Here is an 18,470-nt window from a genome sequence, read left to right as displayed (position 1 = left end):
CGCTGTGCGGTGGCGTCGTCTCACCGTCGAAGCGCTGGTGGTCGCGCTGCCGGCCGCGGCCGTGCTGGCCACCCCGGACCCGTTCGGCTACGCGGTGGTGTCGGGCCTGGTCGCGGCGGCGCTGCTCCCGCTGCGGCTGCGGTGGCCGCGCGCCACGGTGCTGCTGTGCACACCCGCGCTGGCCGGTGGCCTCGGGTGGGCGGCGACGATCGTGGCGCTCTACGCGCTCGGCCGGGCGCGGCCCCAGGCGCGGTCGCTGGTGACCTGGGCTGGTCTGGCTGCCGCGGTGGCCGTCACCCCGGTGCTGCTCACCCAGTCGCTGCCGGTGGGACCTCTCGTGCTGACCCTGGCCTACGTCGTGCTGGCCGCGGGTGCGCCGGTCGCGCTGGGGGCGCTGGTCACGGTCCGGCAGCAGCTCGCCGACAGCCTGCGCCGGCTGGAGGCGGCCACGGCGGCGGAGCTGGAGGCCAGGGCGGAGGCCGCCCGGGCCGACGAGCAGGCGCGGATCGCGCGCGAGATCCACGACGCGGTCGGCCACCACGTCACCCTGATCGCCGTGGAGTCGGCCGCCCTCCGGGCCACCACCTCCGATCCCGAGGCGGCGGAGGCGGCGGGACGGCTGCGCGGGCTGGCCAAGCAGGCGCTGGAGGAGATGCGCGCGACGCTCGGGCTCGGCAGCACCGGCCGGGCCGGTCCGGGCACCATCCCGGCGCTGGTCGACCAGGCCCGTGCGACGGGCGTGGACGTGCAGCTGGCCAGCGAGCTGACCGATCCGGACCTGCCGCCCGCGGTGGAGTGGGCCGCCTACCGCGTGGTGCAGGAAGCCCTGACCAACGCCGCCAAGCACGCGCCCGGCGCGGAGATCACGATCGACCTGGCCAGCGAGGACGGCGCACTGCACATCGTCGTCACCAACGGCGCGCCGCGCGGGCAGGCCGTCGACGTGGGCAGCAGTGGTGCGGGGCTCGAGGGGCTGTCGGAGCGGGTGCGGATGGCGGGCGGACGGCTCGACGCCGGCCCGTCCGAGGACGGCGGCTTCCGGCTCACCGCCGTGCTCCCGACCTGAGGGCTCGTGCTGGCAACGCGGACGACGGGAGAGCGAGCATGCGTGAACTGCGGTTGCCCGGTGGCGGAGGACTGCCGGTGCTGGGCCAAGGCACCTGGGGCATGGGGGAGCGGCGGGCGCACCGAGCGGACGAGGTCGCCGCGCTGCGCCACGGTCTCGACCTCGGCCTCGGGCTGATCGACACCGCCGAGATGTACGGCAGCGGGGGTGCCGAGGAGGTCGTCGGCGCCGCGATCCGCGGACGCCGGGACGAGGTGTTCCTGGTCAGCAAGGTCTACCCGCACAACGCGAGCCGCCGCGGCGCGGTCGAGGCCTGCGAGCGCAGCCTGCGCCGGCTCGGCACCGACCACCTCGACCTCTACCTGCTGCACTGGCGCGGCAGCGTCCCGCTGGAGGAGACGCTGGAGGCGTTCGACCGGCTGCGCGCCGACGGCAAGGTCCGGCACTTCGGGGTGAGCAACTTCGACCCGGGGGACATGGGCGAGCTGTTCGCCAGCGAGCTCGGTCGGCAGTCGGCGACCGACCAGGTGCTCTACAACCTCACCCGGCGCGGTGTCGAGCTCGACCTGCTGCCGTGGTGCCGGGAGCAGCGCGTGCCGGTGATGGCGTACTCACCGATCGAGCAGGGGCGGCTGCTCGGCGAGCCCGCGCTGCGCCGGGTCGCCGAGCGCCACGGGGCCACCCCGGCGCAGATCGCGATCGCCTGGGTGCTCGCGCAGGAGCAGGTGTGCGCGATCCCGAAGGCCGCCACTGGCGAGCACGTCGAGCAGAACCGGGCGGCGCTGGAGGTCGAGCTGACCGCCGAGGACCTGGCCGACCTGGACGCGGCCTTCCCGGCGCCGCCGCAGCCGGTCCCGCTCGAGGTCCTCTGAGCCGGACCGCTGCTCAGCGGGCGAGCGCCCGGCGCAGGAAGTCCGCCTGCAGCAGCAGGAGGTTCTCGCTGGTCGTCTCGTCGGTGGGCATGTGGCTGACGCCCGGCAGCGGCAGGAAGGTGTGCGGGCGGGCCGCCGCGGTCAGCGCCGCGGACAGGCGGAGGGAGTGGGCCAGCACGACGTTGTCGTCCACCGTGCCGTGCACGACCAGCAGCGGGCGCTCCAGCTTCGCCGCGTCCGCCAGCAGCGAGTTCGCCTCGTAGACCTCCGGCGCGGCGTTCGGGTCGCCGAGGTAGCGCTCGGTGTAGTGGGTGTCGTACAGGCGCCAGTCCACCACCGCGGCACCGGCCACGGCGGCGTGGAAGACGTCCGGTCGGCGCAGCACGGCCAGCGCGGCGAGGTAGCCGCCGAAGGACCAGCCGCGGATCGCGACGCGCTCGAGGTCCAGCTCGGTGCGCTGCGCGGCCGCCGCGTGCAGCGCGTCGACCTGGTCCTGCAGCGGCGGCCCGGCCAGGTCACCGGCGATGGCCCGGTCCCAGTCCGGGCCGCGACCGGCCATGCCGCGGCCGTCGGTGACGAGCACCGCGAAGCCCTGGTCGGCGAACCACTGCGAGGTCAGGAACCCCTGCTGGCGGGACAGCACCCGCTGCGAGTGCGGGCCGCCGTAGGGGTCCAGCAGCACCGGCAGCGGACCGTCCGACGGCCGGTAGCCGTGGGGCAGCAGCAGCGCGCTGCACAGCTCGCGTTCGCCGAGGCGCAGCAGCTCGACGTTGAGCTGCACGCCGTGCTCCTCGGCGCGGTTGACGACCTCGGCGATCTCCTCGTCGCCGCGCCGCACCCGCACGCGGGTCTTCGGCTCGTCCAGGGTGGAGCTGGCGACCACCAGCACCGCACCGGAGCGCGTCCCGGCGTGCACACCGGGGTCGGTGGTCAGCCGCTCGACGCCGGTCTCGCTGACGCGGTAGAGGTGCACCTGCGTCGGGTCCTCTTCCGACGCCGAGACCAGCACGTCGTCCTCGCCGACGTCGAGGACCGCGCGGACCTGCAGCGGCGCCGACGTCCACGGCCGGTCGCCCACGACGAGCCGGTACGCGCTCGCGTCAGCGCTGATGCGCACCAGCCGGCCGTCCGGGGTCCAGGCGGGCCAGCCCGGCTTGATCTCCACCCAGTGCGGGTCGGTCTCGCGGTGCACCTCGGTGGTGCGCCCGGTGTCGGGGTCGACGGCGAGCACCAGCTGGGTGCGCTGGTCCCGGCTCTGCACCGCGACCAGCGGGCGGCCGTGCCGCGACCAGTGCGCGGTGACCAGGTACGGCAGCGCCTGCCGGTCCCACTCGACCGGGACGCGCGTGCCGTCGAGGCCGACCAGCGCGAGGCTCACCTCGGCGTTGGCCGTCCCGGCCGCCGGGTAGCGCACCGGCGTCGGTTCGCGCCCCGGGTCGTTCGGGTCCCCGAGGTACCAGCGCTGCACCGGGGACTCGTCCACCCGGGCCGCCAGCAGCCGCGACCCGTCCGGCGCCCACCAGTGGCCCCGGAACCGGTTCATCTCCTCGGCGGCGATGAACTCGGCCAGGCCCCAGGTGACGTCCGGGGCGTCGGGCTCGACCAGTGCGCGGTCACCGGAACCGTCCACGTCGACCACCCGCAGTGCCCCACCGGACACGTAGGACACCCGCTGGCCCTCGGGGTCCATCCGGGGGTCGGCGACGGGCTGCCGCACCGGGAGCTCCCGGGTCTCGCCGGTCGCGACCGCGGTGTGGAAGAGCCGACCGGACAACGTGAAGACGACCGAGCTGCCCGCGCGGTCCGTGGCGTAACCGGTGATGCCGCCCGCGCGTTCCCGCGCGCGCTCGCGGCGGGCCTGCTCCTCCGGGGTCACCTCGTCGCTGTCCAGCAGCGTCGTGGGGTCCGCCAGCACGCGTTCCTCACCGGTCGCGGTGTCCAGCGCCCACAGCGCGTTGCGCGGGTCGGTGCCGTTCGCCGAGCGCAGGAAGAGCACCGTCGCGCCGTCTCCGGCGGCGGTGATGTTCCGGGGTGCGCCCAGGGTGAAGCCCTGCGTGCGGGCGCTGCGGCGGGGGAATGACGCGGACGACATGGTTCCAGCCTGCCATTCGCGGTCCGCCGCGGTGCGGCCAGGTTCCGATCTGCCACGCGGACGGGTCGTGCGCCGGTGTGTCGGGAGGGTCCCCGCGTTGTCGCGCCAGCCTCGAGGCGAATCTCCAAGGACCGCAGCGGCTTCGGCGTACGCGAGCCGCCGAGACAGCGGGGATCTGCCCTGTGCGTCGCTGGTGGTGCCGTGCTCCAACGCGGAGCACGGCCTGCGGCGGTTCCACGACGCGATGGTCGCGGCGCTGTCCGGCCGCATCCAAGGACCACGAGGTGGTCCTGGTCGACGACGGCGGCACCGACGGCACGCTGCACGAGGCGCGCCGGCCGGCCGCGGCGGACCCGCGCTCCCGCCCCGTGTCGCTGCGCCGCGACTCCGGGGAGGAGGCGGCGATGCTGCTCCACCTCGGCGCGCTGGCGGTGGTCGCCGCGGTGGCGTGGTCGGCCGGCGCGATGCTGGTGGCCACTGTGGACGGTTCGGGTCCGGCCGCGGAGGTGCTGCTGCTGGTCGGGACCGGGAGGGGCGGGGTCGTAGCCGTGCTGTCCGGGGGTGCTCGGGGAGTACCTGGGGCGCAGCCACACCGAGCTCAAGCGCCGCCCGCACCACCTGGTCGAGGAGCTCAGCCCGGAGTCCGCGGTGTGCCGGTTGCGTCCCGCCGAGCTGGTGTCGTGATGCGCTCCGGGGTGCAGCTCGGGCGGTTCGCCCTGGTGGGCGGGGCAGGCACGACCGTGCACTGCGCGGGCTGCTTCGCCCTGGTCGCGGTGCTGCCGTACCTGCCGGCGCACGTGGTCGCGACCGCGGTGGCGACGGTGTGCTCCTCCCTGCTCAACTGCCGGTTCACCACCGGCGTCCCGGTGCGCGTGAGCCCGCGTCCCAGCGCGGGGACGCGGGCTCGACGGGCGTCAGGGTCAGGCCGCGGACCGCACGGGCTCCGCCGCCGCGCGCTGCCTGCGCGCCTCGCCGGGGTCCGACGGGTCCTTGACCTTCAGGCTCAGCAGCGCCACCAGGAGGTAGATCACGCTGAACGCGATCGCCACACCGCCGCCGCCGACCAGCGGGAACAGCACGGTGACCACGACCGGGCCGACGAACGCGGCACCACCGGCGCCGAAGTTCAGGATGGCCAGGGCGGCGCCCTTGTCCTTGGGGGCGACCATCGACGGCATCAGCGCCGACAGCGGGACGAACCCGGCCAGCAGCAGGCCGTAGACCACGCCGAAGGTGGCCGTCACCGCGAAGCTCTGGGTGGTCACCGCGGCGAAGTACCAGAGCGGGGTCGCGATGGCGCAGCCCACGCAGCCGAACCAGGTGATGGTGCGCCGCCAGCCGAAGCGGTCGGCGAAGACGCCGAAGAACAGGTTCGCGGCGATGTTGGCGCCGTAGCTGATCGAGGCCAGCGTCGCGACCTCGGCGGAGGTGAGGAACCCACCGCCCGGCGTGGCCGGGCCCAGCACGAACGGGAACATCGCGAAGAAGCCGTACTGCGGGGCGGTGTTGGCGATGCGGATCAGGCCGCCGGCCAGGGTGCGGCGGTCGCGCCAGAGGATGTCCACGCCCTCGGCGAGCCGCTTGAGGCTGCGCGGGTTCTCGACGGTCTCGTCCGCGATCGGCCGCAGGCCGTGCTCCTCGCGGACGGCGACGCTGCCGATGACCACACCGATGGCGACCACGACCAGCGACAGCACCAGCGTGCCGTGCTGGCTCAGGCCGAAGCCGCCCATCGCGACCGCGGCCAGCGCCGCGCCCAGGGTCGGCAGGCCGCCGGTGAAGGCGAACCAGAACCAGCCGGCGACCGAACCGCGCATCTTGACCGGGCTGGCGATCTGCACCCACACCAGGAACGCGAAGGCGAACAGCGGGTAGGCGAAGCCGCGGATGCCGTAGGTGGCCACGATCAGCGTGGCGTCCTTCGAGGGCAGCGCCACGTACAGGAACAGCAGCTCGAACAGGACCCACCAGGCGCCGCCGAGCCACATCACGCGGCGCGGGCCCCAGATCGACGAGAGCGTCCCGGACAGCCATGACGCGATCATCGCCGCGACGCCGTAGATGGTGACCGTGGCGAAGGCCGCGGTCGAACCGGGCAGCCCGCCCCCCTCCGGCTGCTGCAGGTAGTCCGAGAGGAAGGTGGTCTCGACGCCGTCACCGATCATGAAGATCAGCACGGCGACGAAGCCCCAGAACAGGGGCTTGGGGATGCCGATGCGGTCGAGCCTGCTGGCCGGGCGGTGCGCCTCGGCCTCCGCTGTGGTCTCTCGGGACATCACTGTCTCCAGGGATCGGAAGTTCTCGGCTCACGCTCACAGCGGGCCGGTCTGCGAGTGCTGGCTATCATGCATCCTGTTCTTGTTAACGCGCAAGACGTTAATTTCGAGAACTTCCGTGTCGGGCACGCCGCGTGCCCGGGACGGCACTCGCGGTCAGTCCAGCGGGGCCAGGCGCACGTCGGTCTCCTCGCGCATCTCCTCCACCAGGGCGGGGTCCAGGTCGCCGGCCAGCAGGACGTGGTCGAAGGCGCTGACCGGGGCGAACTGGTGCAGCGCCGAGCGGGCCACCTTGCTGGCGTCCATCATCAGCACCTTGGTCGTGGCGCTGGCCAGCATCGCCCGCTTGACCAGCACGATCTCCTGCTCCTGGTGGTAGGTCAGCCGCGCGTTCATCGCCGAGGTGGACATGAAGACGATGTCCACCGAGAAGGCGTTGATCATCTCCTGGCAGGGCAGCCCCAGGTAGGAGTCGTGGGTGCGGGAGTACTCGCCGCCGAGGCCGATCAGCCGGATGTCCGGCACGTCGCGCAGCGTCTCCTGCACCTGCCGGTAGTTGCTGACCACGGTCAGCGGGCCGACGTCGGGCAGCAGCCGGGCGAGCGCGAGCGCGGTGGTGGAGTCGTCGAGCATCACCGACGTGCCGGGCGTGAGGAACTTCAGCGCCTCCCTGGCCAGCGCGTCCTTCTCGCGGGTGTGGGTGTGCAGCCGGAAGTCCGAGCTGCTCTCGAACACGGTGGACGGCTGGGCGGAGACGCCGCCGTGGTACTTGCGCAGCAGGCCCCGGGTGACGAGGTCGTCCAGGTCGCGGTGCACCGTCATCAGGCTGACGCCGGTCAGCTCGGACAGCTCCGCTGCGCTGGCGAAACCCTGCGCGACCACGTGGTCGATGATCTTCTGCTGGCGCAGGAGTCGGGGGGACTGCTTCTTCGGTGCGGACGCCATGCGGTCATCTTGCCGCGCGCGGAGCGCGCAGAGCGACGTGGCACGGGACTATCACAAGATGGGTGACAGTTAACGCTCATCATGTTAATTTGAGCCGCGTCAGTGATTTGGCGGGAGGTATGACATGACCCAGCCCGAGGGGTCGAACGGCGCCCACCGCGCGGTCGTGTTCGACATGGACGGCGTCCTGGTCGAGAGCGAACACCTGTGGGAGCGGATGTGGGCCAAGTTCGCCGCCGCTCGCGGGAAGACCTGGACCGCGGAGCAGACCCGGCAGGTCCAGGGCATGAGCGCCCCGGAGTGGTCGGCCTTCCTCGCCGAGTTCGCCGGTGCCGCCGAGTCCGCCGAGGCCACCGAGAAGATCGTGGTCGACGACATGATCGCGGCGCTCGACGGCGGCGAGATCGAGCTCCTGCCGGGGTCGGCCCGGATGGTCGTCGACGCCGCCGCCCGCGCCCCGATCGCGCTCGCCTCCTCCGCGCCGCGTCGCCTGATCGACGCCGTGCTGGACCGCCACGGCCTCACCCAGCACTTCAGCGCCACCGTCTCCAGCGCCGAGGTGCCCAGGGGCAAGCCCAGCCCCGACGTGTACCTGGCCGCCGCCGAGAAGCTGGGGCAGGACCCGACGCTGTGCCTGGCGGTCGAGGACTCCAGCAACGGGTTGCGCGCCGCGGCGGCCGCTGGGATGACCGTGGTGGCCATCCCCAACGCCGACTACCCCCCGGCGGAGGACGCACTGGCCGGTGCCAGCTACATCGCCTCGGACCTCGACGACGTGCGGCAGCGCCTGGTGAGCTCGTTGCCGGAACCGGTCGGCAGCTGACGACCCCGACCCCCAGGCGCTCACCACCCGGCACCCCGCCGACGTGCCGGGCGGCAGGGCCGCAGAACAGGCCTCGTGACAAAGGAGTCCTCATGACCAGCGTTCTGGCTGCAGGCGACCACTTCGTCGCCCCCGAGCTGTTCGTCGACGCGCTGCGCAGCAGCGCGGGTGAGCACGACCTGCAGTTCAGCACCCTGAAGCTGCCGTGGCCGGTGGAGCCGTTCGGCCCGGTCGGCAACGTGCGGGAAGCCAGCGGCACCGAGCAGCAGCTGCTCGACGCGCTGGGCGACGCCGAGGTCGTCGCCACCCAGATGGCCCCCTTCACCGCCGACGTGCTGGCCGCCGCCCCGAACCTGAAGTTCGTCGGCGTCTGCCGCGGCGGGCCGGTCAACGTCGACCTGCAGGCCGCCACCGACAACGGCGTCATCGTCAGCTACGCCCCGGGCCGCAACGCCGCTGCCGCCGCCGAGTTCGCCGTCGGGCTGATGCTGGCGGCGCTGCGCCGCATCCCCGGTTCCGACGCCGAGCTGAAGTCGGGCAACTGGCGCGGCGACTACTACGCCTACGAGAACGCCGGCATCGAGCTGGACGGCGCCACCGTCGGCCTCGTCGGCTACGGCGCCATCGGCAAGATCGTGGCCCGGGTGCTCAAGGCGTTCGGCTCGCGCGTGCTGGTCGCCGACCCGTTCGTCAAGGCCGAGGACGCCGCGCGGGACGGCGTCGAGCTGGTGGCGCTGGACGACCTGCTGCGCCGCAGCTCGGTGGTCAGCCTGCACGCCCGGCTGACGCCGGAGACCGAGAACCTGCTCAACGCCGACAACCTCGAGCTGCTGCCGGACGGCGCGGTGCTGGTCAACTCCGCGCGCGGCGGGCTGCTGGACTACCAGCCGCTGCCCGAGATGCTGAAGTCCGGCCGGCTCGGCGCGCTGGCGGTCGACGTCTACGACATCGAGCCGCCGCCCCGCGAGTGGCCGCTGTTCGACGCGCCGAACGTCATCACCACCCCGCACCTGGCCGGTGCCACCCGGCAGACCGCGCACCGCGCGGCGCAGATCGTGGCCGGCGAGGTCGCGCGGTTCCTCGACGGCGCGCGGCCCCGCTTCGTGGCCAATCCGGACGTGCTGGCCCAGTTCGAAGGTCTGCGGCCATGATCATCGGGGTCGACGTCGGCACGTCGGTGACCAAGGCGTCCCTGCTCAGCCGCGACGGGACCGCCGTGGTCACGCACAGCATGCGCAGCACCCTCCACCGGCTGCCCGGTGGGCGGGTCGAGCAGGACCTCGACGAGGTCATCGGCTCCGTGGTCCGCGTGGTGCGGGAGGTCGCCGCCGTCGCCGAGAGCACCGGCGAGGCGGTCGAGGCCCTGGCCATCACCGGCCAGGGCGACGGCCTGTGGCTGCGGGACCACCAGGGCCAGCAGGTCGGCCCGGCGATCTCCTGGCTGGACGCCCGCGCCGCCGACGTCCTGGACGGCTGGGAGAAGTCCGGTGTGCAGCGGGAGGTCTTCGGGCTCACCGGCTCCGGGATGTTCCCCGGCTCGGCGGGACCGCTGCTCGCGCACCTCGCCGAGCACGCCCCGGAGCGGCTGGAGCGGGCCGCGGTCGCCGGCTACTGCGTGGACGCGATCGTGCAGCGCTTCACCGGTGAGATCACCGTGGACGCCTCCGACGCCTCGCTGCCGTTCCTGGACGTGACCGCGCGCAGCTACTCGCAGGAGGCGCTGGAGGCGTGCGGCATCGCCGAGCACCGGCGGCTGCTGGCCGAACCGGCGCCGCCGGGCACGCTGTTCGCGCTGGACGGCCGGGCCGCCAAGGAACTCGGGCTGCCCGCCGGGCTGCCGGTGTCGGCCGGTCCGTTCGACCTGCCGGCCTGCGCCTTCGGGTCCGGTGTCAGCGACGTCGGCGACGGCAGCCTCGTCATCGGCACCACGCTGGGCTGCCAGGTGCTGCGCGACGAGTTCGTCGTCGACCCGCAGGGCGAGGTCGCGGGCATGTGGCTGGCCACCCCGCTGCCAGAGCGCTACCTGCGGGTGATGCCGGCGATGGTCGGCACCGCGAACCTGGACTGGGTGCTGGCCATGGTCGGCGCCGGGGTGGACCAGCTGGAGACGCTGCTGGCCAGCAGCCAGCCCGGCGCCGGGGGTGTCTCGGCGCTGTCGTTCCTGTCCACGTCCGGCGAGCGTGCACCGTTCGTGGCGCCGCACGCGCGCGGCCAGTTCACCGGGCTGTCGCTGGACACCAAGCAGGCCGACCTGGTGCGCGCGATGTGCGAGGGGGTGGCCTACGCGGCCCGGCACAACCTCGAGTCGGCCGGGCTGACCGGCGAGGTCTCGGCCTGCGGTGGCGGGGCGCGGTCGCGGGCGTGGAGCCAGATCTTCGCCGACGTGCTGGGGCGTCCGCTGCACGTGCCCCACGAGGAGGGCGTGGGCGCGCGCGGCGCGGCCATGACCGCGTGGGACTCGCTGGGCCAGCCGGTGGACCGCGAGCGGTGGGCCGCGGCGCGGCGGACCGTGCAGCCCCACCCGAAGGCGGTGGAGTTCTACGAACGCGGCTACCGCGAGTACCTGGATTCGATCGAACGCGCCCGCCCGCACTGGGGCGCGAGCTCCTGACCCGCTTGGAGGAGTGCGATGACGCGCTTGTACGACGACCCGGCGACGTTCACCGAGGACATGGTGACCGGTTTCGTGGCCGCGCACCCCGGTTACGTCCGTCAGGTGCCGGGCGGTGTGGTGCGGGCCAAGCGGCCGCGGCGCGGCAAGGTCGCCGTGGTCACCGGTGGTGGGTCCGGGCACTACCCGGCGTTCTGCGGTGTGGTGGGGCAGGGTTTCGCCGATGGTGCGGTCATCGGCAACATCTTCACCTCGCCCTCGGCGGACGACGCCTACTCGGTGGGCCGGGCGGTGGACCGCGGCGCCGGGGTGGTGTTCTCCTTCGGCAACTACGCCGGGGACAACATGAACTTCGGCCTCGCCGTGGAGCGGTTGGAGCGCGACGGGATCCGCGCGCACAACGTGGTGGTCACCGATGACGTGGCCAGCGCCCCGGCGGCCGAGCAGAACAAGCGGCGCGGCGTGGTCGGCGACTTCGTGGTGTTCAAGATCGCCTCGGCGGCTGCGGAGGAGGGCTACGACTTCGACGAGGTGGTGCGGGTCGCCGAGCACGCCAACGCGCGCACCCGCAGCCTGGGCGTGGCCTTCGACGGGTGCACGCTGCCCGGCCAGGGCACCCCGCTGTTCGAGGTGCCGGAGGGGCGGATGGGCCTCGGGTTGGGCATCCACGGCGAGCCGGGCGTGTCGGAGCGGGAGCTGCCGTCGGCCTCGGAGCTGGCGAAGATCCTGGTCGACGGGCTGCTCGCGGAAGCGCCGGAGACCGGGTCCCGCCGGGTGACGGCGATCCTCAACGGCCTGGGCGCCACCAAGTACGAAGAGCTGTTCGTGGTGTGGGGCACGGTGGCGCGGCTGCTGGCCGAGGCCGGCGTGGAGGTCGTCGCGCCGGAGGTCGGCGAGCTGGTGACCAGCCTGGACATGGCGGGCTGCTCGCTGACGCTGACCTGGCTGGACGACGAGCTGGAGCGGTTGTGGCAGGCCCCGGCGGACACGCCCGCCTACCGCAAGGGCACCGTCGAGCTCTCCGAGGCGGACGCGGAGGCGGACGACGAGGAGCTGCCGGAGCTGCCCGAGGAGGTGGCGGCGGTGGCCCCCGCGGAGGGGCAGGCGACCGCGGCCACGGTGGTGCGGGGCCTGCGCGCGGTCGCGGACCTGCTGCGGGACGAGGAAGAGGAGCTGGGCCGCCTCGACGCGATCGCCGGCGACGGCGACCACGGCCGGGGCATGACGCGCGGCAGCTCGGCGGCGGTCGAGGCCGCGGAGGCAGCCGCGGCCCGCGGTGTCGGTCCGGCCGCGGTGCTGGTCGCCGCCGGTGACGCGTGGGCCGCCAAGGCCGGCGGCACCTCGGGCGTGCTGTGGGGCGCGGCGCTGCGGTCGTTCGGCGACCTGCTGCCCGACGACCGTCCCGCGCTGCCGGGCGACCTGGCCGCCGGGGCGTCCGCGGCACTGGCCTCGGTGCAGCGGCTGGGGCGCGCGGAACTCGGCGACAAGACGTTGGTCGACGCGATGGTGCCCTTCGTCGAGACCCTGCGCCGCGAGGTCGACGGCGGCGCGAGCGGGCCGGAGGCCTGGGCGCGGGCGGCGGAGGAGGCCACGAAGGCGGCGAAGGGGACCGCGGACCTGCGGCCCCGCACCGGTCGCGCCCGACCGCTGGCCGAGCGCAGCGTCGGCACGCCGGACCCCGGCGCGACGTCGCTGGCGCTCGTGCTGACCCGGATCGGCGAGGTGCTCGCCGGCGACAGGAAGGACGGACAGAAGTGACAGAGCACGCGCCGCTGCGCATCGTGGTCGGCTCCGACGACGCGGGGCTGCAGTACAAGGACGCGCTGAAGAAGGACCTGGAGAACGACGCGCGGGTCTCCGACGTGGTCGACGTGGGCGTGGGTTCCGACGAGCACACCGCCTACCCGCACGTGGCGGTCAACGCCGCGCGGCTGGTCGCCGAGGGCAAGGCGGACCGGGCGCTGCTGGTGTGCGGCACCGGGCTCGGCGTGGCCATCAGCGCGAACAAGGTGCCGGGGATCCGCGCGGTCACCGCGCACGACAGCTACTCGGTGGAGCGGTCGGTGCTGAGCAACAACGCCCAGGTGCTGTGCTTCGGCCAGCGCGTGGTGGGGCTGGAGCTGGCTCGCAAGCTCACGTCCGAGTGGCTGGGCTACCACTTCGACGAGGCGTCGCCGTCGGCTGAGAAGGTGGCTGCGATCACCGGTTACGAGTCGGCGTCGGACGTTCCCGGCGTCTCCTGTTGAACGAGGTGTGACGTGAGCAGTTCGCGACTGGCCGAGCAGCGCGGCGAGGTCATCGCCATCGCGCAGCGCATGACGGCGGACCGGCTGGTGGTGGGCACCTCCGGCAACGTGTCGGTGCGCTGCGGCGACCTGGTGGCGGTGACGCCGTCCGGCGTCGACTACGACGACCTCCGGGTCGACGACATCCCGTTGGTGACCCTGGACGGCGAGGTGGTCGAGGGGGAGCTCAAGCCCACCTCGGAGCTGCCGATGCACCTCACCGCCTACCGCGAGCACGGTGCTGGCGCGGTGGTGCACACGCACTCGCTGCACGCGACGGCGTTGTCGCTGCTGCGCGACGAGGTCCCGGCCGTGCACTACCAGCTGGCGGAGTTCGGCGGCGCGGTGCGGGTGGCGGAGTACGCGACGTTCGGCAGCCCCGAGCTCGCCGAGTCGATGTCGAAGGCGCTGACCGACCGCGGCGGCTGCATCCTGCGCAACCACGGCACGGTCACCATCGCCGAGACCCTGCCGAAGGCCTACAACCGGGCCCGCCAGCTGGAGTGGCTGTGCGAGCTCTGGCTGACCGCGACGCGGGTCGGCGAACCGAGCCTGCTCAGCGAGGAGGAGCTGGCCCGCTGCGCGGAGCAGTTCTCCCGGTACGGCCAGCAACCCCGCTGAGCGGGTGACGTGGGGGCGGCGGTTCCGGGCCGCCGCCCCCACGTCGTCCACAGTGGTCAGAGGACGCGTTCACCGCGCTGCGCGGCGCGATCCCCTCGACCGGATCGCCTGGCAGCACGGGCCGAACGGCATGGTCGGGTCCGTGCCGATCGGTCCGGACCTCGCGTACCTCTTCCACACCACCACGGCGGACCGGGACGCCCGGATCGAGCAGTCCGAGGTGGACAGAGTCCTGCGTCAGCACCTGAAGCCCTTCGGCGGTCTGACCGGACGCGTGCGCGACGAGTTCCTCACCGCCCCGTACCCGATCGTCTGCCTCCCTGAGGACTGGCTGATCGCGCCGCCGCCGTGGGGCCGCGGGCGCATCGTGCTCATCGGCGACGCCGCGCGCGGTCATCCCGCACCTCGGCCAGGGCGCGGCGCAGGCGATCGAGTTCGGAGTCGTGCTCGCGGAATGCCTCGCTGCCGGCGAGAGCACCGGCGACGCGTTCGAGCGCTACACGGAACGCCGGTACGCGCGCTGCAAGCTCATCGTGGAGTCCTCGGTGCAGTTCGGGGAGTACGGGATGGATCCCACCTCCCACTCTGAGTTTCGACTACGCCAGCCTGACCCAGCACGTCCTCGAGGAGAGGGTGCGACCCATCTGATCCGACCGGGAGGACGCGGCAGGCACCGCGTTCTCCCGGCAGCATCGTGCCCGCGCGTCGCCGTCACACGTCGTGGAGCTTCCGGACGAGGCTGTCGAACAGCACGCTCAGCGCCGCGGGGAAGGCATGTCACCGCTGGCACCAGTGCAGGTGGGTGATCAGGGGTACGGCTGTGGTGTCGGAGGGCGATGTGGGGTCGTGCGCTGATCTCCGGCCAGGACGTCGTCCTGCGTCGTCATCGACGCCCGAGCTCTGATCACGACTTCCCCCGAGCGGCCGCAGGCCGGTTCGGTGCGTGAACCACCTGACTTCCTCGCATTCGGCGCGGTCCTCGATCTGGGTGATGACCTGCCAAAACGACCCAGCCTGCGTCCTCGTGTGCATCGCGTTCGCCGGACTGCTCCATTCGGGTCCTCCTTCGTCTTGAGTCGGGGAACTACTTCCTGTCCATGTGACAGTAAGCTATCGTCGGCGCCATGTCGGATGGGTCTTGGTCGCCTCCAGCCGTGTTGCTCGCCGTGGATCTGGTCATCTTGACGTTGCGGAACTCTGCGCTCCACGTGCTCTTGGTCGAGCGTGGTGTGGAGCCGTTCGCTGGTGATCAGGCGTTGCCCGGTGGGTTCCTGAACAACGCGGGGGAAGACATCCTCGACGCTGCTCAGCGGGAGCTGCGCGAGGAAGCTGATCTGGACCCGTCGCGGCTGCACCTGGAGCAGCTGGGGACCTACGGGGCTCCCGGTCGTGATCCGCGCGGTCGGGTCGTGTCCGTGGCCTACCTGGCGATCGCACCTGGGTTGCCCGAGCCGGTGGCGGGTACCGACGCGGCAGGGGCTTCCTGGGTGCTCGCCGACGACGTCCTGGCCGGGTGCGTGAAGGTGGCGTTCGACCACCGGCGGATCGTGGCCGACGGGGTGGAGCGCGCGCGGCGCAAGCTGGAGCACACGTCGTTGGCCACCGCGTTCTGCGGCGAGACCTTCACGATCTCGGAGCTGCAACAGGTCTACGAGGCGGTGTGGGGCGTGCACCTCGACCCCCGCAACTTCTACCGCAAGGTCCAGAAGGTCTCGGGTTTCATCCTCCCGGCCGGGGGAGAACGCAAGACCACGGGAGGACGCCCCGCGCGGTTGTTCCGAGCTGGGCCCAGGGCAGTGCTGCACCCGCCGCTGGTACGACCCGAACCACCGAGCGACGACGAGGGTGACCGATGACGGAGAACGTGGTGGTGGTCCTCACCGCCTTGAACCTCGAGTACGAAGCGGTCCGCCGACGGCTGACCGACCTGCAGGTGCACCGCCACGAGCGGGGCACCAGGTTCGAAGTCGGCACGGTTCGCGGCACGAGGTGTCGCATCGCGTTGGGGCTCACGGACAAGGGCAACCACTCGGCGGCGGTGTTGGCCGAGCGAGCGGTCCAGGAGTTCTCGTCGGTGGCCGTGCTGTTCGTGGGTGTCGCTGGTGCGTTGTGGGATGACATGCCGCTGGGAGACGTGGTGGTGGCGAAGCATGTCTACGCCTACCACGGGGGTACCAGCGAAGACGACGGTCTCAAGTCGCGTCCCCGCGTGTGGGAGACCGACCACGGGATCAGCCAGCTCGCGTCGCACCTCGCTCGCACCGGGGACTGGTTGGACGGAGTGCCGGCTGGTCCTCGGACGCCACGTGTCCACTTCGGACCCATCGCGGCAGGGGAGATCGTGCACAACTCGCGGATCTCCTACGAAGCGCGGTGGCTTCGCGAGTACTACAACGATGCGCTGGCGATCGAGATGGAATCCGCCGGGGTGGCGCAGGCCGGACACCTCAGCGGCACTCCGGTGGCCGTCGTGCGCGGCATCAGCGACAGGGCGGACGGGACCAAGGCCACCAGCACCGACCGGGAATGGCAGCCGCGGGCCGCGGACCACGCCGCCGCGTTCGGCACCCGTCTCGCAGTGGCACTGATCGAAGAACAGGGGGAGACCACGATGCGCAGGTCGAAGCACGAGGAAGCGCCCAGGAGCGTCACGAACATCGCGACCGGTTCCAGTCAGGTCGCGATCCAGGCCGGCTACGTCTCGGGGAACGTCGTCTACATGGGCACGACGTCCCAGGGATCGACGTCGGTCGACCTCGGAGCGGAGCTGGCCGCCATCCGTGACCGCCTCATGCAGGAGCGTTCCGCTGGCAACGTCGACGAGATCACGTACGAGGCGGCACAGGCGGAGCTCGACACCGCCACCAAGGCGGCGGACTGCGCTACCCCGGAGGACAAGCGGACTTTCGTCGTGGCGCTGAAGAAGTTGCGCGGGCTCGTCGACGACTTGGCGGACCTGGCTGCCATGGTGACTGCGTTGATCACTGCGGCGAACGGGCTGTCATGACCCAAGCGGCCACTCCAACGACGAACATCGCAAGCAACGGGGCTGTGGTCGGCATCCAGGCCGAAGAGGTGCACAACTCGCCAGTCTACCAAGTCTTTCACGATGCACCGCCGAGCGAGAAGTACCAAATCGGCGTGAGGTACCTCGATGACGGTGTCCCGAGCAGGGCACGTGAACTGATCGGTCAAGCGATCGCGCGGGGACATGATTCCGGAGAGGTCCGCTTCCACTGGGTGTTGGCCATGCTCAGCAAGCGAGCTTATCGCGACCTGACCCCGCCGGAGCGGGAACAGCTCGACTGCGTCGCTGATCTCTTGTGCAACTACCGAGACGATGAGTGGAAACGTGCGTTATCAGCTATCTGTGATTTGCTGAGACGGCTGAAGGAGGCGCGCGGTGATCCCGGTGGAGCCGTCACCGAGTTGCTCGCACTGCCACAGCTGCAGCGTGACAAGGTCGTCCGCCACCTCGATCTCGTCCTCACGGGCGGGATGAAGGACTCGGTGTGGGCTGAGACCCGCCGCGCAGCTGAGGAGGGTCGGTTCGCTGAAGATCGTCTCAACAGAGTTTGGGCTTACTTCCATCCCAGGCCGGCCGGTGCACGGGCTCGGCAGCCGGAACCCGACTCGACCACCAGCAGCGACCGTGTCCGGGCTATCGGTTCGTCCATCCTGTTCGTCGCCGCTGTCGCACATCTCGGCTGGTTGCTCTTGCAGCAGACTGCGGTGCTGCCTGTTTTGAGTTACCTGCTCGCCATCGTCGCCGGATTCGTGGCCTCCCGTACCGCGCTGGAGTGGCACTACCGGAACGCGCGGTTGCGAGCCAAAGACGATCTTTGCTTCTCCAGCACGTGGATCGATCGGAACTTCGATGATGGTTTCGCCAACCGAGTGAGCCAGTCGTTCAGGTACTACTTCGCCAAGTACGTACCCAAGAACACGACTCGCGAGCAGTGGCTCACCGAGACCCGCGGTGTCCAGGCCGCGTTGCGGAACGAAGTCGTGGAGCTTTAGAGCGTGTCTCACTTGGCTTGTTTGAGCTTCTTGAAGCAGGTCAGTGCGGCGGCGAGGGCGAGGAAGCCTTTGAAGGCATCGGCGCGGCGTTCGTAGCGGATGGTCAGGCGTCGGTAACCGGCCAGCCAGGCGATGCTGCGTTCGACGACCCAGCGGTGGCGGCCCAGTTTCTGGCTGGTCTCGATGCCGATGCGAGCCAGGCGGGGCGACAATTCCCCGTCGCTGCAACCAGACTCGGCGTTCGGCACTGTTGTATGCCTTGTCGCCGTGCAGCTTGCCGGGCTTGCGGCGGCGAGGTCCGCGGCGGGACCGGATCGCGGGGATGGCGTTGACCAAGGGCTTGACAGCGAACCCGTCCGGGGTGTTGGCCGCGGAAATGCCGGTGGCCAGGGGCAGTCCGCCCCGGTCGGTGAGCACATGCAGCTTCGAGCCCGGCTTGCCTCGGTCGACCGGATTCGGTCCGGTCATAGCGCCCCCCTTTTCGCCCGCACCGCGGCGGCATCCACCACGGCCCGGGACCAGTCGATCAGCCCTTGACTGCCCAGCTCGTCGAGCACCCCCCGGTGGATCCGGGCCCACAATCCGGCCTCGGTCCATCGCAGAAACCATCGATGCGCGGTGGGCACTTTCACCCCGAACGACGGCGGTAACCACCGCCAGGCACACCCGCTGGTGAGCACATACACGATCGCGGTGAACACCTTGCGTGCATCCGCCGGTGCCCGCCCACCACCCTGCGGGCGCTCTCCAGCCTGTGGAATCAGCGGCTCGACCAGCTCCCAGAGCTCGTCGGGAACCAACCGCTGTGACAACGCATCAACCACAGACGATGATCTTGCCCTGAACACCGATCAAGATC

At 71.8% G+C, this 18,470-nt stretch carries 15 protein-coding genes and 2 pseudogenes; 13 read left to right on the top strand and 4 right to left on the bottom strand.

The genetic code is table 11. From position 1 onward, the window contains the following. Positions 1–4: 4 nt before the first annotated feature. Both HNR68_RS19925 and HNR68_RS19920 read left to right on the top strand, forming a co-directional pair. Complete coding sequence (locus tag HNR68_RS19925; protein ID WP_343050270.1) at positions 5–1,066, top strand: sensor histidine kinase; 1,062 nt, start codon at positions 5–7, stop codon at positions 1,064–1,066. A gap of 38 nt (positions 1,067–1,104) precedes the next feature. Beyond that, complete coding sequence (locus HNR68_RS19920) at positions 1,105–1,938, top strand: aldo/keto reductase (protein WP_179723291.1); 834 nt, start codon at positions 1,105–1,107, stop codon at positions 1,936–1,938. A 13-nt stretch (positions 1,939–1,951) separates the two neighbouring features. Here the strand turns inward: HNR68_RS19920 and HNR68_RS19915 are convergent, their stop codons facing one another. After that, positions 1,952–4,030 (bottom strand): S9 family peptidase, encoded by a 2,079-nt coding sequence (locus HNR68_RS19915; RefSeq protein ID WP_179723290.1) that lies wholly within the window; start codon positions 4,028–4,030, stop codon positions 1,952–1,954. A 561-nt stretch (positions 4,031–4,591) separates the two neighbouring features. Between HNR68_RS19915 and HNR68_RS27275 the strand changes: the two genes are divergently transcribed. After that, positions 4,592–4,714 (top strand): hypothetical protein, encoded by a 123-nt coding sequence (locus HNR68_RS27275; RefSeq protein WP_281377477.1) that lies wholly within the window; start codon positions 4,592–4,594, stop codon positions 4,712–4,714. Next, positions 4,714–4,872, top strand: a pseudogene (locus HNR68_RS27480) (GtrA family protein); the annotation flags it as partial. The gene HNR68_RS27275 and the pseudogene HNR68_RS27480, both read left to right, overlap by 1 nt. Positions 4,873–4,950: 78 nt before the next feature. Here HNR68_RS27480 and HNR68_RS19910 read toward each other — a convergent pair. Together HNR68_RS19910 and HNR68_RS19905 are read right to left on the bottom strand one after the other, a co-directional pair. Next, complete coding sequence (locus tag HNR68_RS19910) at positions 4,951–6,306, bottom strand: MFS transporter (protein WP_179723289.1); 1,356 nt, start codon at positions 6,304–6,306, stop codon at positions 4,951–4,953. Positions 6,307–6,462: 156 nt separating this feature from the next. After that, a complete protein-coding gene (locus HNR68_RS19905) occupies positions 6,463–7,251 on the bottom strand; it encodes a DeoR/GlpR family DNA-binding transcription regulator (protein ID WP_179723288.1) in 789 nt (262 codons plus the stop codon). A 124-nt stretch (positions 7,252–7,375) separates the two neighbouring features. On the opposite strand from HNR68_RS19905, the gene HNR68_RS19900 reads away from it, so the two are divergent. From HNR68_RS19900 to HNR68_RS19860, 9 genes are all read left to right on the top strand, one after another. Further along, positions 7,376–8,074 carry an HAD family hydrolase gene (locus HNR68_RS19900; protein ID WP_179723287.1) on the top strand — a complete coding sequence of 233 codons (699 nt, stop codon included), beginning with the start codon at positions 7,376–7,378 and terminating at the stop codon, positions 8,072–8,074. 92 nt (positions 8,075–8,166) lie between these two features. Further along, positions 8,167–9,225, top strand: a complete 1,059-nt coding sequence (locus tag HNR68_RS19895) for a 2-hydroxyacid dehydrogenase (RefSeq protein WP_179723286.1) — start codon at positions 8,167–8,169, stop codon at positions 9,223–9,225. Further along, positions 9,222–10,685 (top strand): FGGY-family carbohydrate kinase, encoded by a 1,464-nt coding sequence (locus HNR68_RS19890; protein WP_179723285.1) that lies wholly within the window; start codon positions 9,222–9,224, stop codon positions 10,683–10,685. Before HNR68_RS19895 ends, HNR68_RS19890 begins: the two co-directional genes overlap by 4 nt. Positions 10,686–10,703: 18 nt before the next feature. Next, positions 10,704–12,443, top strand: coding sequence for a dihydroxyacetone kinase family protein (locus HNR68_RS19885; protein WP_179723284.1), 1,740 nt, complete (start codon positions 10,704–10,706; stop codon positions 12,441–12,443). Continuing rightward, positions 12,440–12,931 (top strand): ribose-5-phosphate isomerase, encoded by a 492-nt coding sequence (locus HNR68_RS19880; RefSeq protein WP_179723283.1) that lies wholly within the window; start codon positions 12,440–12,442, stop codon positions 12,929–12,931. The genes HNR68_RS19885 and HNR68_RS19880 overlap by 4 nt, the downstream gene beginning before the upstream one ends. A 12-nt stretch (positions 12,932–12,943) precedes the next feature. After that, positions 12,944–13,591, top strand: coding sequence for a class II aldolase/adducin family protein (locus HNR68_RS19875; RefSeq protein ID WP_179723282.1), 648 nt, complete (start codon positions 12,944–12,946; stop codon positions 13,589–13,591). 1,124 nt (positions 13,592–14,715) lie between these two features. Then, complete coding sequence (locus HNR68_RS19870; RefSeq protein ID WP_179723281.1) at positions 14,716–15,447, top strand: NUDIX hydrolase; 732 nt, start codon at positions 14,716–14,718, stop codon at positions 15,445–15,447. Further along, positions 15,444–16,598 carry a 5'-methylthioadenosine/S-adenosylhomocysteine nucleosidase family protein gene (locus tag HNR68_RS19865; RefSeq protein ID WP_179723280.1) on the top strand — a complete coding sequence of 385 codons (1,155 nt, stop codon included), beginning with the start codon at positions 15,444–15,446 and terminating at the stop codon, positions 16,596–16,598. Before HNR68_RS19870 ends, HNR68_RS19865 begins: the two co-directional genes overlap by 4 nt. A gap of 44 nt (positions 16,599–16,642) precedes the next feature. Further along, complete coding sequence (locus HNR68_RS19860; RefSeq protein WP_179723279.1) at positions 16,643–17,611, top strand: hypothetical protein; 969 nt, start codon at positions 16,643–16,645, stop codon at positions 17,609–17,611. An 8-nt stretch (positions 17,612–17,619) separates the two neighbouring features. Here HNR68_RS19860 and HNR68_RS19855 read toward each other — a convergent pair. Next, positions 17,620–18,435 (bottom strand): annotated as a pseudogene (locus HNR68_RS19855) (IS5 family transposase). Between the last annotated feature and the right edge of the window lie 35 nt (positions 18,436–18,470).

Source organism: Saccharopolyspora hordei, assembly GCF_013410345.1.
Lineage (GTDB): Bacteria > Actinomycetota > Actinomycetes > Mycobacteriales > Pseudonocardiaceae > Saccharopolyspora > Saccharopolyspora hordei.
The sequence above is the reverse complement of the archived record's forward strand: the minus strand, read 5'-3'. Positions and strand labels throughout refer to the sequence as shown.

Bases quoted from the DNA above. Each gene is read 5' to 3' on its own strand.
- HNR68_RS19920 (WP_179723291.1), top strand. From the start codon at position 1,105: ATGCGTGAACTGCGGTTGCCCGGTGGCGGAGGACTGCCGGTGCTGGGC.
- HNR68_RS19915 (WP_179723290.1), bottom strand. From the start codon at position 4,030: ATGTCGTCCGCGTCATTCCCCCGCCGCAGCGCCCGCACGCAGGGCTTC.
- HNR68_RS19910 (WP_179723289.1), bottom strand. From the start codon at position 6,306: ATGTCCCGAGAGACCACAGCGGAGGCCGAGGCGCACCGCCCGGCCAGC.
- HNR68_RS19905 (WP_179723288.1), bottom strand. From the start codon at position 7,251: ATGGCGTCCGCACCGAAGAAGCAGTCCCCCCGACTCCTGCGCCAGCAG.
- HNR68_RS19900 (WP_179723287.1), top strand. From the start codon at position 7,376: ATGACCCAGCCCGAGGGGTCGAACGGCGCCCACCGCGCGGTCGTGTTC.
- HNR68_RS19895 (WP_179723286.1), top strand. From the start codon at position 8,167: ATGACCAGCGTTCTGGCTGCAGGCGACCACTTCGTCGCCCCCGAGCTG.
- HNR68_RS19890 (WP_179723285.1), top strand. From the start codon at position 9,222: ATGATCATCGGGGTCGACGTCGGCACGTCGGTGACCAAGGCGTCCCTG.
- HNR68_RS19885 (WP_179723284.1), top strand. From the start codon at position 10,704: ATGACGCGCTTGTACGACGACCCGGCGACGTTCACCGAGGACATGGTG.
- HNR68_RS19870 (WP_179723281.1), top strand. From the start codon at position 14,716: ATGTCGGATGGGTCTTGGTCGCCTCCAGCCGTGTTGCTCGCCGTGGAT.
- HNR68_RS19865 (WP_179723280.1), top strand. From the start codon at position 15,444: ATGACGGAGAACGTGGTGGTGGTCCTCACCGCCTTGAACCTCGAGTAC.